Consider the following 16,641-nt stretch of genomic DNA (forward strand, 5'->3'; position numbering starts at 1 on the left):
TCTATAATAAAATGAGTTGAAAAAAATATTGGAGGATAGTTATGAAAGTTTTAGTTATTAATTGCGGCAGCTCATCTCTTAAATATCAGGTTCTTGACATGACGAACGAAACGCTTCTCGCAAAGGGTCTTGTAGAGAGAATCGGGATAGAGGGCTCAATTATTTCCCATGAAAAAATTGGAATGGACAAATTTAAGCTGACCACACCTATGGAAACCCATAAGGACGCTATTAAGCATGTTTTAGATGCTCTTATGGATCCAGAGCACGGAGTTGTTACATCCATGGATGAAATCGGTGCGGTGGGTCACAGAGTTGTACATGCTGGAGAAAAATATGCAAGCTCCGTACTGATTAATGAGGATGTTATCAATGCATTGGAAGAATGCGTAGAATTGGCTCCTCTTCACAATCCACCAAACTTATTGGGTATTGCCGCCTGCCAGGAATTAATGCCAACAACTCCAATGGTTGGAGTATTTGATACGGCTTTCCACCAGACCATGCCTCCTGAATCATATATTTATGCAATACCATATGAGTATTATGAAAAATATGGCATTAGAAGATATGGATTCCACGGAACAAGTCATAAGTATGTTGCAGAAAGAACTGCTGACATCTTAGGTGTGAATATTAAAGATCTGAAAATTATTACTTGCCACTTAGGAAACGGTGCCAGCGTATCCGCTATTAAGAGAGGCGTATGTATTGATACCAGTATGGGCTTTACCCCATTGGAAGGTCTCGTCATGGGAACAAGATCCGGGGATATCGACCCTGCGATTGTATCCTTCATCAGACAAAAAGAAAATCTCCCTGCAGGTGAGTCTACCAACATCTTAAATAAAAAATCAGGTGTACTTGGAATTTCAGGTGTAAGCAGTGATTTCAGAGATCTGGAAGTTGCAGTTGCAGAAGGTAATGAAAGAGCAGCACTGGCTTTGAAAGTATTTGCTCATAAAGTAAGATTTTATATCGGCGCTTATATTGCTGAAATGAATGGAGTAGATGCTATTGTATTTACTGCAGGAGTAGGCGAAAACGACATTAACATGAGAGATGTGATCTGCAGTGAACTTGGAAATCTTGGCATCAAGCTTGACCTTGTAAAGAATAAGGTAAGAGGTAAAGAAACCATTATCAGCAGAGAAGACTCCAAAGTTAAGATACTTTTGATCCCAACCAACGAAGAATTGATGATCGCAAGAGATACATTCAATATTGTTAAGGGATTATAATAATCCAATCTCTGTTAAAATAAAGGTTGACAAGGATTCACAGTGCATATATAATTTAATAGTTGTTTTAGTGAAATGACATTACTTTAACAGAGGAATCTAACGAGCAGAAGGAGGTGTAGAATAATGGCAGTTCCAAAGAGAAAAACATCAAAAGCTAGAAGAGATAAGAGAAGATCTCCGAATATGAAAATGGCAGCACCCGGACTTTCCGTTTGTCCAAAGTGTCACGAGCCTAAGCTTCCTCATAGAGTATGCCCGAATTGCAATTACTACGACGGTAAGGAAGTTATTGCTGCAGAAGCATAAGAAACATAAAAACATGATAAAAGAAACGCCAGCTTATGCTGGCGTTATTTTTTCTGTGCCTTGATATTATTCGCTTTTAATTTCTCTTAAATCTTCAAGCAGTTTTGTTTTTTCAATGGTTTTTTCATCTTTTACCTTAATGATACGGGCAGGGGATCCGGCAGCAACGCAGCCTCCGGGAATATTTCTGGTTACCACTGAACCTGCAGCAATGACAGATCCCGCACCTACGGTAATGCCTTCTAAAATCACAGAATTTGCTCCAATTAGGACATGATCTTCGATCACAACCGGAGTTGCGCTTGGTGGCTCCAGAACACCTGCAAGAACAGCACCAGCTCCTACATGAACGTTTTTACCTATGATTACCCTTGCTCCCAGAACCGCATTCATATCAATCATTGAACCATCACCGATTTCCGAACCTATATTGACCACCGCTCCCATCATGATAACGGCTTTTTTCCCGATTTTAACCCCTTCTCTGATGAGGGCACCAGGTTCGATTCTGGCATCAAGATCCTTGATATCCAGCATTGGAATCGCGGAGTTGCGTCGGTCAGATTCAATGTAACAATCCTTAATAAGATCCTGATTTTGTTCTATATAGCGTTTTGTGTCCTGATATTCCCCTATTAGAATCCAAAAATCATCCGTACCGAATTTTTTCCCATCAGGAAAGGGTGCGTCTGAAAGCTTCCCGGAAAGATAAACCTTAACCGGGGTGACCTTCTTCGCATCTTTTATATATTTCGCCAGTTCATAAGGATCGGTAATACGATAGAATTCATTGGTCATAGATGGTACCTTTCTTTTAAACCATATCTTCCATGGAATATAATCCGGAATTTTTTGTTACCAGAAATTTAGCCGCTTTTAAAGCTCCCAAAGCAAAAACGCTTTTTGAATACACTCTATGGGTCAGTTCAATGACTTCATCAGGTCCTGCAAATATAACGGTATGCTCACCTGGAATGGTCCCCCCTCGAACTGCATGAATCCCTAAATCTGTAATCTTGCATTGGTCGTTTTTGCTATGCCTTCCATATAAGTAATCCTTTTTCTTTGTGCAGGCCTCGTTAATGGAGTTCGCCAACAGCAGGGCAGTTCCGCTGGGAGAGTCTACTTTCTTATGATGATGCTTCTCTATGATTTCAACATTAAAATCCTCTTCAAATACAGGGACTGCATGTTTCAGCATCCTGGACAAGGCATTAATCCCGATAGACATATTGGCAGTTCGGAAGATTGGAATCACCTCGGATGCCTGCTGGATCAATTCCAGATCCTCATCACCAAGGGCAGTGGTAGCGATCACCACAGGAACTTTCATTCTGACACAGTACTCCAATAAATCCTTGATTGCACTATGGTGAGAGAAATCAATCACAACATCAGCCTTTACCTCACAATCAAGAGGGGACATATACAGCTTGAAGGGAAGCGGATCACTGATGTTTTGATCAATTCCGGCCAGAATATTCAGGTCGGGCTCTTTGGAGATGATCTCCTGAAGAGTTTTCCCCATTTTGCCATTACAGCCATGCAAGATAATGTTCAGCATACAAACCTCCTTACTTTCGCTCATAATTAACTTGTAATTAACCCGTAATTTAAGAGCTCTTTTCTTATGATTTCCATTGATTTTTCTTCCGGCGGACAAAGCGGGAGGCGATACTCCGACTCAATTTTACCCATGAGATTCAGAGCAGCCTTCACCGGTATCGGATTTACTTCGATAAACATGGCATCGATTAATGATTTCATTTTTATTTGAAGCTTTCCTGCTTTTGTCACATCGCCTTCTAAATAACTCATTACCATGTCATGAGTATCCTTCGGAGCAACATTCGCAACCGTTGAAATGACACCCAGGCCGCCAACCGAAAGCAAAGGCACGATCATATCGTCATTGCCGGAATAAAGCGCAAAATCATCGGAAACGCATTTTGCAATTTCCACTACCTGAGAGATATTTCCGCTGGCTTCTTTGATCCCGACGATTCTTGGATGCTTCGCCAGTTCAAAAACAGTTGAAGGGCTTATGTTAACGCCAGTCCTTCCTGCAACCGAGTATAATATTATTGGAATATTTACTGCATCTGCAATGGTAGTATAGTGTTTCACAAGCCCTTTTTGTGTACATTTGTTATAGTAAGGGGTAACCAGGAGTAATCCGTCTACGCCGACATCTTCCAGTTCTTTAGACATATAAACGGCATGGGCCGTATCATTGCTGCCGGCGCCTCCTATGACAGGAACTCTACGATTTACCTTATCTACGGTATATTTTACTGTTTCAATATGTTCTTTATCATTAAGTGTAGAAGCTTCTCCGGTGGTTCCGCAAACAACGATTGCGTCAATTCCCTGAGAAATCTGCCAGTCGATCAGCTGGCCCAGGCTGGGAAAGTCAACCTTTCCATCTTTAAAGGGAGTTACGATGGCAACCCCTGCGCCTGTAAACAATGCCACTTTGACATCACTTCCTTCTTACTTAATTATTTGATTAGTTCCTCGGCAATCTGAACAGCGTTAGTCGCTGCGCCTTTTCTGATATTATCCGCTACAACCCACAGGTTGATTCCGTTTTCTACACTAAAGTCTCTTCTGATTCTGCCTACGAATACTTCATCACGACCTGCGGCGTCTCTGGCAAGAGGATAGATGCTGTTGTCAGGATCATCCAGCAGAATAACGCCGGGAGCTTCGGCAAGAAGTGCTTTGATATCTTCAATTTCAAAAGGTTTTTCAAGCTCGACATTGATGGATTCACTGTGAGAATCAAATACCGGTACTCGAACCGTAGTTGCTGTAATTTTAATGCTATCGTCACCGAGAATTTTCTGAGTTTCCTTGATCATTTTCATCTCTTCTTTTGTATATCCATTCTCAAGGAATACATCGATCTGAGGAAGACAGTTGCCTGCAATCGGATGAGGATATGCCTTTTTAATATCATTTCCTGCAAGGCCTTCCTTAAGATCGTTAATGCCCTTCAGGCCAGATCCTGAGACTGCTTGATAAGTGGAGTATACAATACGTTTGATGCCGTATTTGTCATAGAGGGGCTTTAATGCTACAACCGCTTGAATGGTGGAGCAGTTGGGATTGGCAATGATGCCCTTGTTCCAGCTGATATCCTGAGAATTGACTTCCGGTACTACAAGCGGTACTTCCTTATCCATTCTCCATGCGCTGCTGTTGTCAACTACAACAACACCTTTTGAAGCTGCAATCGGTGCAAATTTCTCACTGGCAGATCCGCCTGCCGAGAATAATGCAATGTCAATAGGCTTGTCAAAGGACTGCTCTGTAAGTTCTTCTACCACATAATCCTTTCCCTTGAAAGTTATGGTGCTGCCGGCAGACTTTGCTGACGCCATCATATATAAATTTTCAAAAGGAAAGTCTCTTTCCTCAAGTACTTTTAGGAATGTGCTGCCAACAAGGCCTGTAGCTCCTACGATTGCTAAATTCGGTTTTTTGTTCATAATCTTTTCCTCCTATATGTAAATATTTTATTGACTTAAAATATATATTGTAATATTATATAACATTTCCCCAATAATGTTTAATCTTTTTTTAAATTTTTCTATTCTTTTTTTTAGTTAAATTGTGGTATAATAGTTCCTGCCATCGACTTCCAGTACTGCTGCTGGAAAGCTTTAGAAATCATAAATTGCCTGTCAATTAATTTATGATAAAAATAGAATGATATTTGTTCCGTGGCGGGAGATCATGCCTGCCACGGTACTTTCGTTGAATTTTTCAATAAAAGGGGATTGTAGATCGTGGAGCAAAAGAGAAAGCCGGGGAGACCTCCCGGATCAAAGAATAAAACAAAGAAGAATCAAACACAAACCGTTAAAAATACCGGAGGAAGACTGGAGGATGAAATCTGGGCGATAGTCATTATTGCGCTGGGTATTTTTCTGGTAGTCTCCTTACAAACGGAAGCAGCCGGAAAATTCGGAGTGGCCATTTCCATATTATTAAAAGGAAGTTTTGGGATGGTTGCTTACATATTGCCTTATTATCTGATCCTATATGGAATCTTATTGTTTACAAAACGAACGGCACACATCAGCGGCCGCTCTATTGCATTTTTGTTCCTGATTTTTTTAATGATGACCTTGCTGAATTCTGCCAGATACTTTGATGCGGATTCCAATTACTCTTTTTCTTTTCAGTTTATCGCCGATATGTTTCAACAGGGTTCGGAACTGAAAACCGGCGGAGCTTTCGGCATGGTGTTCGGTTTTCTTTTGATTAAAACCATTGGAATGACCGGATTGTACATACTTTCCACCGTTGTGATCATAATATCCTTGATGCTGGTAATCAATACGCCGGTATCCCAGTTCTTTGATGCCTTGAAAGCCAAAAGAGAGCTGAAAAAGAGGGAAAGGATGATGATCGCCGAGGAATCGGATTTCGTCGAAGAAGAGCCGGAAACGAACATAAAAGAAGAAACTGCTGCTCAGGGCAAGAAAAAGAAAAAAGCAGATGAAAAGGAGGATCATCATAAAATTGTAAGCTCCGTGGACGCTTCCATGTTTCCGGTGCCTCCGCAGCCTGAGCCTGCACCGGTCAAAACGGAACTTCCAATTACGAATTTAATGTCTGAAAATCAGATGAAGATATTGGATTATATGAATGATGACGAACTTTTTGAAAAGAGCAATGCGGCAAAAATCGGCATGGGACTGGAAGAGGCTGCACCGGCGGAACCAGGCCTGGGACTTGATGGCGAGCTGAAAAAAGTGCCGGATACAACTGAAAAAATACCGGAAAAAGTGAAGATCCCTGAATTAATCGTAAGCCCTGAGGAAGTAAGTAAAGGAGCCGGTGTTGTATCAAAGCCGTATCATATACCTCCCATTGATTTGCTGAGCAAAAGTTCCTCACAGAACTCTGCCGGAGAAAGCGAAAGCCTGAAAGCCAAGGCGGCAAAGCTGGAACAGACGCTGCATGATTTTAATGTCAATGCAAAAGTCATTCAGGTTACCAGAGGTCCTGCTGTTACGAGATATGAAATACAGCCTAATACCGGGGTAAAAGTAAGCAGCATTGTACGCCTTGCAGATGATATTGCTTTAAATTTGGAAGCAAAGAGTATCCGAATGGAAGCTCCCATTCCCGGAAAAGCAGCAGTTGGTATTGAAGTAGAAAACGAACGTGTCAACCTCGTTTCTATACGCGAGATCATCGAATCCGCTGAATTTAAATCAGCCAAATCCAAATTAAGCTTTGCGGTAGGCAAGGATATTGCAGGAAAATCTATCGTTGCAGATTTAAAGAGCATGCCGCATATGCTGATAGCGGGTTCTACGGGATCCGGAAAAAGTGTTTGTATCAACAGTATCATTATCAGTCTTTTATATAAAGCAAAACCTGACGAAGTAAAATTTGTACTCATCGACCCAAAAGTCGTAGAATTGGGAAATTACAACGGAATTCCGCATCTTCTGATCCCGGTGGTAACGGAACCGGGCAAGGCAGCTGCCGCATTAAACTGGGCTGTAGCTGAAATGACGGACCGTTATAAGAAATTTGCCGAAGAAGGAGTCAGAGATCTGGAATCCTTTAATAACAGCATCAAAAGGAAAGGGGAAGAGGAGAGATTCCTCCCGCAGATTGTAATCATTATAGACGAATTGGCAGATTTGATGATGGCGGCCCCTTCTCAGGTGGAAGAATCCATATGCAGACTGGCTCAGATGGCAAGGGCTGCAGGGATGCACCTGATCGTTGCCACACAGAGGCCTTCGGTAGATATCATTACCGGTGTCATCAAAGCCAATATCCCTTCAAGAATCGCCTTTGCCGTGTCCTCCCAGTTCGATTCACGAACGATACTGGATATGGCCGGTGCAGAAAAGCTTGTAGGAAAAGGAGATATGCTGTTCAATCCTATCGGCATGGCGAAACCGGTTCGGGTACAGGGTACTTTCATTTCTGATACGGAGGTACATAAAGTTATAGAATTTGTAAAAGGACAAGCGCCTGAGACCGAATATGCCAGTGAAGTTATTCATACCATCGAAAAAGTTCAGGCAGGTCCAGGTGAAGAAAATACCGATGAACTGCTGTCCGATGCTATCGAAACGGTAGTCAGGGCCAAACAGGCTTCCGTCTCCATGCTGCAGCGCAGGTTCAGAATCGGGTATAACAGAGCAGCCAGACTCATTGATATGATGGAAGCCAGAGAGATTATCGGTCCTGCAGACGGAAGCAGGCCAAGAAGCGTTCTGATGACGGAAGATGAATTCCTGGGTTTGGCCGGGGTAAATGAAGAAGAATAGGGGAACTTATGAAGATCTATATTGAAACATTAGGCTGTGCTAAAAATGCTGCAGATTCTGAAATGGCGGCAGGAATCCTGGAAGATGCCGGACACACCATTGTAAAGAATCCGACGGATGCCGAGGGGATTTTAGTCAACACCTGCGGCTTTATAAACGATGCGAAAAAAGAATCCATCAACAGAATCTTTGATATGACAGAATATAAAAATCATGGCGGTCTTCTTATGGTATCAGGCTGTTTATCTCAGCGATACGGAGAAGAACTCTATAAGGAAATGCCTGAGGTAGATATTTTTCTCGGTGTAAACGACTATTCGAAGCTGCCGGAAATCATAAGCAGCCATATTGCAGGACAGCGACAAAAGCATTTCAGTTCCTATGAAAAGGGATTTCTGGAAACTGGACTGAGAAAAACAGAAGTTTCGGCATACAGCTCCACCATAAAAATAGCGGAAGGATGCAATAATGTCTGCACCTATTGTGTCATTCCTTCCATTCGGGGATCATACCGCAGCAAAAGAATGGAGGATGTTCTGAAAGAGGCTGAAATGCTGGCTGAGAACGGATGCAGGGAACTGATACTCATTGCTCAGGACGTTACCGCGTACGGAAAAGATATCTACGGAGAATTTCGGCTGGCGGCTTTGCTGAAAGAGCTGTGCAGGATAGAGAACCTTCGCTGGATTCGTCTTATGTACTGTTATGAAGATCGCATCACCGATGAGTTGATTCAAGTCATGGCAGAAGAAGAAAAAATTTGCCATTATATTGATATCCCCATTCAGCATGCCAGTGATAAAATTCTGAAAGCCATGAACAGACGTTCTACCAAAGCCTCTATTAAAAATACGATTTCCCGCCTGAGAAATGCCATGCCGGATATCCATATCAGAACGACCTTGATAACAGGATTTCCCGGAGAAACAAAAGAGGATTTTCTAGAACTGGCTGAATTTGTTGAAGAAATGAAATTTGAACGTTTGGGGGTATTTTCCTACTCAAAAGAAGAAGGAACACCGGCTGCAAAGATGAAAGGTCAGGTTCGGGAAGATACAAAACAGAAACGAAAAGAAGCACTGATGACCCTGCAGCTTGACCTGTCACTGCAGACCAATCAGAGCAAAATCGGAACGGTACTTGAGGTCCTTGTGGAAGAGCAGGAAGAAGACGGAAGCTATATCGGAAGAACCAGATATGACGCTCCGGAAATTGATAATTCCGTTTTATTTACGGCTCAAAAGGGTTGCAACCCCGGAGATCTGGTCTATGTGAAAATCATTGATGCCTTCGATTATGACTTAGTGGGAGAAATGGAGGAAACCTATGAATCTGCCAAATAAGCTTACACTCCTTAGAATAATATTGATTCCTGTGTTTATAATAGTTCTTATGACCGGATACTATTATATTTCTGCCGTAATTTTTATAGTTGCTTCTGCAACCGATGCGTTGGATGGTCATATTGCAAGAAAGTATAATCTCATTACAAACTTTGGGAAAATTATGGATCCTCTGGCGGATAAACTGCTGGTAGTTTCCGCTTTAATTTGTCTTGTAGAGCTGGGAGATGTGGCCGGATGGATGGTCATTGTCATTCTGGCAAGAGAATTTACGGTGACAGGACTCCGTGCCGTTGCAGCCGCACAAGGCATTGTTATCGCTGCCGGATGGTCAGGTAAGATTAAAACCGTTCTTCAGATGATTGCAGTTCCCGCTCTGCTGTTAAAAAACTGGCCTTTTGTATATGTCGGTATTCCCTTTGCAGACATAATGCTTTGGGCTTCCGTTATCATGACCATTGTATCAGGAACAGAATATGTAATAAAAAATAAACAAGTATTCAAAGCTTAAAGGGATCTTTATAAGCCGTTTGCCATTCCCCTTGTATTCGGGTTTGGTTTTGGCGGGGGATTCACAACGAAAAAATACAAGAAAGAAGTGTTATTTTATGAAATCAGCAATTTTAAGTGTTGGAACCGAATTATTATTTGGGCAAATTACAAATACAAATTCCGTATATCTCTCCCAGCAGCTCAATTTGCTTGGAATTGATGTGATGTATCATTATACGGTAGGGGATAATCCTGAAAGACTGGCGGAGATGATCCATCAGGCTTTTACAGATTGTGACCTGATCATTACCACTGGGGGGCTGGGACCGACTCAGGATGATTTAACCAAAGAAATTGCAGCAGAGGTCCTGCATGACGAGCTGGTTCTCCATGAACCTACTTTAAGGGAAATTGAAAGTTTCTTTAAAAAAGTAAACCGTGAAATGACTGAAAATAATAAAAAGCAGGCCTATATTCCGTCCAGAGCCGTCATGTTTCATAATGATGCAGGCACGGCGCCCGGCTTTGCTCTGGAGGAAAACGGCAAGACCATCATTTGCCTGCCCGGGCCTCCAAGAGAAATGACAAGACTGTTTGATCTTCAAGTGAAACCTTTCCTGGAAAAAAAGTCTCAAAGCGTGATTTACTATAAACAGCTTCGAACCTTTGGAATCGGAGAATCCGCACTGGAGACGGAACTTCAGGAATACATTGACGGTCAGACGGATCCGACCCTGGCAACCTATGCAAAAGAAGGCGAGGCTTGCTTGCGTATTGCTTCCAAGAGACGCACCCTGGAAGAAGCCAAGGCTGCCGTTGAAGAAATGATTGAAAAAGTAAATAAAAAAGTAGGTCAGTTTGTCTACAGCTATGATGATGAGAACCTTTATGAAGTAGTCGGAAAAAAACTAATGGAACATAAGATCTCTATTTCCAGTGCCGAATCCTGTACCGGCGGTTTATTTGCGCAGACTTTGACCGAAGTTCCGGGCATATCCGCAGTATTTGACAGAGGCTTCATTACTTACAGCAATCAGGCCAAGATTGAAGAACTTGGTGTAAAACCTGAGACCTTAGAAAAATTCGGGGCGGTCAGCGAAGAGACTGCAGTAGAAATGGCAGAGGGACTGAAAAAGGTTACCAAAAGCAGACTTTGCATCTCAGTGACCGGAATTGCAGGTCCGGATGGAGGAACCGAGGAAAAACCGGTTGGGTTGGTTTATATCTGTGCCATTTTGGATGAAGTGAAAGTATCCAGGGAATTCAGAATCAGAAATACCAGCAGAAAATGGAACCGGAATTATACCTTGCTCTGCATGCTGAATATTGTCAACAAATTGCTGGATGAAAATCTATCTTCATAATTGACCTTAAACTTGATTTCTAAAAGGAGCTTTGCCGTATGCAAGCTTCTTTTTTATCGAATAGGAAATATCGTTTCCTGTTCGATAAAAAGAGGGAGTGCAGAGGGGCCCGCCCTCTGCCGTTAAGGAGGGTGCTCAGGCCGCTTTGCGGCCGCCGAAGGGAACCATAGCCTTTTGCCCCAAGCTTGCTTCGGCAGTTCGACAGAAAGTGATTTACAAATACCTTGTTATATGGTAATATATTACATATAGTAAGGGGATCAGGGAGGTTAAAATGAAAGAAGTTTTTATAAATAATACTTGACCCTGAAAGGGATTTATATTATCATGAAATTAGAACAAATGTTCTGATTTCCTATGACATATTTTTTATTTAATAAAAAAACAGGGAGGATTCCATAAATGGCAATAAATAAAGAAGATAAAGAAAAAGCTTTGGAAGCAGCGATGCTGCAAATACAGAAACAGTTTGGCAAGGGCGCCATTATGAAGCTCGGCAGCGAAGAAGCCAAGTTAAATATAGAGGCGATTCCAACCGGAGCAGTCAGTATTGATATCGCCACAGGAATCGGAGGGATTCCAAGAGGAAGAATCATCGAAATATTCGGACCTGAATCCTCCGGTAAAACCACACTTACTTTACATATCATAGCGGAAGCACAGAAAATGGGAGGCAAGGCGGCTTTTATTGATGCAGAACATGCATTGGATCCGGAATACGCCAGAAATCTGGGGGTTGATGTAGATGAGCTTCTGGTATCACAGCCGGATACAGGCGAACAGGCTCTTGAAATCTGTGAAATGCTGATAAGAAGCAATGCCATCGATGTGGTAGTCATAGACTCTGTTGCTGCTTTGGTTCCAAGGGCGGAAATTCAGGGGGAAATGGGAGACAGCCATGTTGGATTGCAGGCCCGGTTAATGTCACAGGCGCTTAGAAAGCTTGCAGGTGCTGTAAATAAGTCCAATACTGCCGCTATTTTTATCAACCAGCTTCGTGAAAAGGTTGGCATTATGTTTGGGAATCCTGAAGTAACTACCGGGGGAAGAGCATTAAAATTTTATGCTTCCATGCGTCTTGACGTAAGAAAAATTGAGAGCATCAAATCCGGAGACGCGGTATTGGGAAGCAGAACCAGGGTTAAAGTCGTAAAAAACAAGGTTGCACCGCCATTTAAACAGGCAGAATTTGATATCATGTATGGCCAGGGCATATCCAAAGAGGGAGACTTGCTGGATTGTGCAGTAGAAGCGAAAATCGTCGATAAAGCCGGATCCTGGTACAGCTTTAACGGAGATCGTATCGGACAGGGACGTGAAAATGTGAAAAACTTCCTACTGGAAAATAAAAACATTATGGATCAGATCGAAGAACGCCTCATGAGCAGTATCCGAAATACCAAATCGATGAAGGTAGACGAGGACGGCGTCATCATAGAAGACTGATTTTCTCGCTTATAAACTTTAAATAATAGTGATAAATATATAAATTTTAAATGTATAGAAGCAATAAAAGCAATCCTATGGCAGGATTGTTTTTATTGCTTCATGGAAAATTATTAGCTTGACAGCCAAACTCTTTCATAGTAATCTAATAATGAAATCAATTTGATATTTTATCAAATATCAGGAAGCAAAAGGAAAAGGGATATTATTTATGGTATATTTGACAAAAGCGGAATATATTTATCAAATGCTGAAGGATGACATCATTGACGGCAGCCTGAAAGCAGGAGAACGAATTGTAATCTCGGATGTTACAGCGAAATATAAAGTAAGCCCTATGCCGGTAAGAGAAGCAATTACAAAGCTTGAGAAGTACGGATATGTGGAAATGGAACCCCATATCGGTGCAAGAGTTTCCGCAATGGATTTTAATAAGATTAAAGAAATTATATTATTAAGAACAGAAATCGAGCCCCTTGTGGCAAAATTGGCAGTTCCGTATATTGATGATAAATTAATTTCCGTATTGGAGAAACTTCTTGAAGATATGGAACAGGAGATGAATCTCGGAAATAAAAGCGCATACGAAAAATTGAATAAAGAATTTCATAACAAAATTTATGAAAAAAATCCTTATCCCTATATTAATGAATTGGCAACCGAGTTATGGAGCCGGTCTGAGGTTTCGAAGATGATTTTCAGCAAAGTGTCTGACCGAATGCAGAATTCTCTGGCAGAGCATAAGCTATGGCTGCAAGCCATCAAAAACCGTGATGCTGAAGAAGTCAGCCGTATTGTAAAAAAGCATAAAGTAAATGCATTTAAGGAACTTATTGAACTGATAGACGAAAGAGAATAAAGCCTTTCGTCTTGCCAAATATTTGATATTATATCAAATATTTGGTATCGGATTCAATTAAATTATTAAGTTATATAATATATTATATATTTTTTTAAACTTGATTTGATATTTTATCAAATATCAAATCAAAACCAGATGAATCAACTTAATTTACAGGAGGGAAAAATGTCTATCATTGATCAGTTAATGGTTGGTGCTGTTGATATGCATCAACATCTTGGACCATCCGTAATACCAAGGGCATTAGATGTTGTGGAAGGTGCTTTAGAAGCGGAAGCTGCCGGAATGAAAGCAATTCTTATCAAAGATCATCAGTTTCCGAGCATGGCTTCCGTGGAGATTGCCAAAAAAAGCCTAACAAAGGATACTTCTCTGCTCATTGCTTCCAGTTTGGTACTGAATCATGAGGTTGGCGGTCTGAATGTTGCCGCTGTAGAGACGGCCATTAATATGGGTGTGAAAATGATTTGGATGCCAACCATTTCTACAGAAAACCATCATGTGGAACATGAAAAAGGAGGATTGAAATTCCCGGCATCAAAGAAAAAAATAGAGACCCTTCCAAGAAGCTATATTCCTATTTTAAATGAAGAAGGAGAGTTGACGTCAGATTGTGTGTCCGTTTTAGAAATTATGGCAAAGGATCAAAGTGTTGTTTTAGGAACAGGTCACGGCAATGTTCAAGAAATCGATGCCATCATACAAAAAGCACTTTCTCTTGGGGTTCATAGAATTGTTGTCAATCATCCGACTTATATGATCAATGCGGATATAGAAAAAATGCAGGAATGGGGATCCAAAGGCGTCTATATGGAATTCGGGGCTTGCACCTGCGACCCGATTTCAAGCATTTGTAATGCTAAGGTCAGTGATACCGTAAAGACTATCCGGGCAATCGGGACAGAACATGTCACGCTGGCATCTGATTATGGTCAGGTTGGAAATCCCCATCCTGTAGAAGGCTTGAAACATTTTGGAGAATTATTGTTGGATCAAGGTTTTTCCGTGGAAGAACTGGAGCAGATGATGAAAATGAACCCATCTAAGGTTATGGGTATCTAGAAGGAGGAAAAAGAATGATTAATAGCGGAAATTGGAGAGATTTAAAGGAAGTAGCACTAAGGGAAGGAGTATCCAGGAAGGCTTTTACCGGGGAAGGCGCTACTCTTGCAACGAATTATTTTACGCCTGGTCATACACCAATGCCGCATAGTCATATGCACGAACAAATTGCTTTGATCCTGGAAGGAGAAGCTGAATTCCACGTTGGAGATGAAGTGGTGAAACTGTCGGAGGGTGGCTTTGTGGTGATTCCGCCTCATGTTGAGCATTATCTTCAGGTTGTGGGAGAGAAAAATGTTGTCAATATGGATGTCTTCACTCCGAAAAGACCGGAATATGTGGAAGATTAGAGGCTGTACAAATGGTAGGAATGAAAGCACTGATTCGGGAAAGGCCTTTATTTGGCACCTTTGTGAAAACCACAAGTCCTGAAATCGTAGAGATGATTGCTTTGGCGGGATTCGATTTTATTCTGATCGATACGGAACATTCCCCCTTTACCTACGGACAAGTCAAGATGCTGACTTCCATAGCTCAGGGGATGGGGATGAAAGTCGTTGTAAGGCCCCCGGATTTTTCAAGAAGCAATCTGCAATACTCTTTGGATCTGGGAGCGGACGGTGTTCAAGCCCCGCAGCTGTATGACGAAGAGGATGCAAAAACCATTGTATCTCTATGTAAATATCAACCCATTGGAACGAGGGGAATCACATTTTCTCATCGAGCCAGCCAATATGGCTTTTGTGACAGTAAAGCCTATGTGGACGCTGCCAATCATAATGTAATGATCAACGTACATATTGAAACCCGTGAGGCATTGGAACGGGTAAATCAGATAGCGGCGATAGAGGGAGTGGACTTGCTGTTTCTAGGACCTGCGGATCTGTCTTACTCTTTAGGCTGTGACAGTGATATCATTGCCGGTGGTCTGAAAGATGCTTTTTTATCGATTAAAAATGCAGCACAGAAGCATGGGAAAATGGTAGGAACCCTTATTAACAGTGAAGAAAAATTAAAATTCTGTTTGGATCATGACGTAAGGTTTATCGTTTGGGAAACGGATTTGAGTATGTTAAAAAAACAGTTGGAGTCAGTAGTCAATATTATTCAATCTCATTATAAATAATAAAATGACACTTAGGAGGAGAAAAAAATGTTAAAAAAATCTTTAAGCCTATTGCTGGTATTAGCTCTGGTGCTGGCTGCCGTTACAGGCTGCGGGAGCAAAGCCGGAAACGGAGACGAAAAAGAAGCCGGTACGGAAGGGCAGACTTATACCTTAAGATTGGGTCATGTTACCCAGGTAACCCATCCGTTCCATATCGGAGCACAGAAATTTGCCGACAAAGTAGCAGAAAAAAGCGATGGCAGAATTACCGTAGAATTGTTTCCTGCCAGAGCATTGGGTGATGACAGGGAGCTTCTGGAACAGGTTATGAATAATACTCTGGACATGGGAGTCATTTCCGGCCCTGTGTTCAGTGCCTATACTCCTGTTATTGATACCCTTCAGCTCCCTTTCATGTTAAATACATACGAAAAGGAACTGGCTGCAGTGCAGAGTGAGGAAATGAGTGCAATTTTAGATTCTTTAAACCAGTTCAATCTGAAAGGCCTTGGTGTATTTGAAGGCGGTATGCGTCACCTGGCTAACGCAAAAAAACCGATTCAGACTCCGGAGGATCTGAAAGGATTAAAACTGAGAGCGACACAGAGTGATCTGGTATTAAAAATTCTGACCGCTTTAGGTGCAAACCCGACTCCAATGGCTTACGGTGAAGTCTATACCGGTCTGCAGACGAAGGTAATTGACGGTGAAGAAATCAATTTAACATCCATCAGCTCCGAGAAACATTATGAGGTATTGACCAATGTAACAGAAATGGGCTTGTTCCCGTTCCCGGGTATCTGTGTAATGAGTCAGGCAAAATTTGACTCCTTATCGGAAGAAGACCAACAGATTATTACAGAAGCAGCCAATGAAGCAATGATCGAGTTGTTAGGTGAGCTGCCATCCATAGATCAAACTGCAGTTGAAAATATTACAGCAAACAGCAGCGTTGAAATCCTCACTACAGTAGACACAGCACCATTTAAAGAAAAAGTCATGGGCATCTATGATGAATATACTGCAAAAAATCCTTTGATTAAAGATTTTGTAGAAATGGCTAAGGGCCTGTAAGGTAACATATAGTTGAAATGATAGGCTGCCAT

16 protein-coding genes are annotated in these 16,641 nt (G+C 41.7%); 12 read left to right on the forward strand and 4 right to left on the reverse strand.

What is annotated here, in order from left to right; translation table 11 throughout:
- Positions 1–41 precede the first annotated feature (41 nt).
- Both KCX82_RS01495 and rpmF read left to right on the forward strand, forming a co-directional pair.
- The gene (locus KCX82_RS01495) at positions 42–1,241 is read left to right on the forward strand and encodes an acetate/propionate family kinase (RefSeq protein ID WP_227016662.1); all 1,200 of its coding nucleotides are present in this window, start codon (positions 42–44) and stop codon (positions 1,239–1,241) included.
- 126 nt (positions 1,242–1,367) lie between these two features.
- The gene (rpmF, locus tag KCX82_RS01500) at positions 1,368–1,550 is read left to right on the forward strand and encodes a 50S ribosomal protein L32 (RefSeq protein WP_227016663.1); all 183 of its coding nucleotides are present in this window, start codon (positions 1,368–1,370) and stop codon (positions 1,548–1,550) included.
- 66 nt (positions 1,551–1,616) lie between these two features.
- On the opposite strand, the gene dapD is transcribed toward rpmF, so the two are convergent.
- The 4 genes from dapD to KCX82_RS01520 are packed head-to-tail and all read right to left on the reverse strand — an operon-like array spanning position 1,617 to position 5,044.
- Entirely contained in the window at positions 1,617–2,348 is a 732-nt protein-coding gene (gene dapD, locus KCX82_RS01505) for a 2,3,4,5-tetrahydropyridine-2,6-dicarboxylate N-acetyltransferase (RefSeq protein WP_227016664.1), read from the reverse strand.
- A 16-nt stretch (positions 2,349–2,364) separates the two neighbouring features.
- On the reverse strand, positions 2,365–3,114 hold the full coding sequence (gene dapB / locus KCX82_RS01510) for a 4-hydroxy-tetrahydrodipicolinate reductase (protein WP_227016665.1): 750 nt from the start codon (positions 3,112–3,114) through the stop codon (positions 2,365–2,367).
- A gap of 26 nt (positions 3,115–3,140) precedes the next feature.
- Positions 3,141–4,025, reverse strand: coding sequence for a 4-hydroxy-tetrahydrodipicolinate synthase (gene dapA / locus KCX82_RS01515; protein ID WP_227016666.1), 885 nt, complete (start codon positions 4,023–4,025; stop codon positions 3,141–3,143).
- 26 nt (positions 4,026–4,051) lie between these two features.
- Positions 4,052–5,044: an aspartate-semialdehyde dehydrogenase gene (locus tag KCX82_RS01520; protein WP_227016667.1), complete on the reverse strand. Its 993-nt coding sequence runs from the start codon at positions 5,042–5,044 to the stop codon at positions 4,052–4,054.
- 300 nt (positions 5,045–5,344) lie between these two features.
- Between KCX82_RS01520 and KCX82_RS01525 the strand changes: the two genes are divergently transcribed.
- The 10 genes from KCX82_RS01525 (at position 5,345) to KCX82_RS01570 (ending at position 16,609) form a co-directional block, all read left to right on the forward strand.
- Positions 5,345–7,858 carry an FtsK/SpoIIIE family DNA translocase gene (locus KCX82_RS01525; protein ID WP_227016668.1) on the forward strand — a complete coding sequence of 838 codons (2,514 nt, stop codon included), beginning with the start codon at positions 5,345–5,347 and terminating at the stop codon, positions 7,856–7,858.
- Between the two features lie 8 nt (positions 7,859–7,866).
- A complete protein-coding gene (rimO, locus tag KCX82_RS01530) occupies positions 7,867–9,201 on the forward strand; it encodes a 30S ribosomal protein S12 methylthiotransferase RimO (protein ID WP_227016669.1) in 1,335 nt (444 codons plus the stop codon).
- Entirely contained in the window at positions 9,185–9,712 is a 528-nt protein-coding gene (pgsA, locus tag KCX82_RS01535) for a CDP-diacylglycerol--glycerol-3-phosphate 3-phosphatidyltransferase (protein WP_227016670.1), read from the forward strand. Before rimO ends, pgsA begins: the two co-directional genes overlap by 17 nt.
- Before the next feature lie 97 nt (positions 9,713–9,809).
- Positions 9,810–11,057, forward strand: coding sequence for a competence/damage-inducible protein A (locus tag KCX82_RS01540; protein ID WP_227016671.1), 1,248 nt, complete (start codon positions 9,810–9,812; stop codon positions 11,055–11,057).
- Between the two features lie 402 nt (positions 11,058–11,459).
- Entirely contained in the window at positions 11,460–12,503 is a 1,044-nt protein-coding gene (recA, locus tag KCX82_RS01545) for a recombinase RecA (protein WP_227016672.1), read from the forward strand.
- 211 nt (positions 12,504–12,714) lie between these two features.
- Positions 12,715–13,362 carry a GntR family transcriptional regulator gene (locus KCX82_RS01550; protein ID WP_227016673.1) on the forward strand — a complete coding sequence of 216 codons (648 nt, stop codon included), beginning with the start codon at positions 12,715–12,717 and terminating at the stop codon, positions 13,360–13,362.
- A 168-nt stretch (positions 13,363–13,530) separates the two neighbouring features.
- Positions 13,531–14,427: a DUF6282 family protein gene (locus KCX82_RS01555; RefSeq protein WP_227016674.1), complete on the forward strand. Its 897-nt coding sequence runs from the start codon at positions 13,531–13,533 to the stop codon at positions 14,425–14,427.
- Between the two features lie 14 nt (positions 14,428–14,441).
- Positions 14,442–14,777 (forward strand): cupin domain-containing protein, encoded by a 336-nt coding sequence (locus KCX82_RS01560; protein ID WP_227016675.1) that lies wholly within the window; start codon positions 14,442–14,444, stop codon positions 14,775–14,777.
- A gap of 11 nt (positions 14,778–14,788) precedes the next feature.
- Complete coding sequence (locus KCX82_RS01565) at positions 14,789–15,553, forward strand: HpcH/HpaI aldolase family protein (protein WP_227016676.1); 765 nt, start codon at positions 14,789–14,791, stop codon at positions 15,551–15,553.
- 27 nt (positions 15,554–15,580) lie between these two features.
- Positions 15,581–16,609 (forward strand): TRAP transporter substrate-binding protein, encoded by a 1,029-nt coding sequence (locus KCX82_RS01570; protein WP_227016677.1) that lies wholly within the window; start codon positions 15,581–15,583, stop codon positions 16,607–16,609.
- Positions 16,610–16,641: the final 32 nt, after the last annotated feature.

It is taken from the genome of Sinanaerobacter chloroacetimidivorans, from assembly GCF_018128545.1.
In the GTDB taxonomy this organism is placed as follows: Bacteria; Bacillota; Clostridia; order Peptostreptococcales; family Anaerovoracaceae; genus Sinanaerobacter; species Sinanaerobacter chloroacetimidivorans.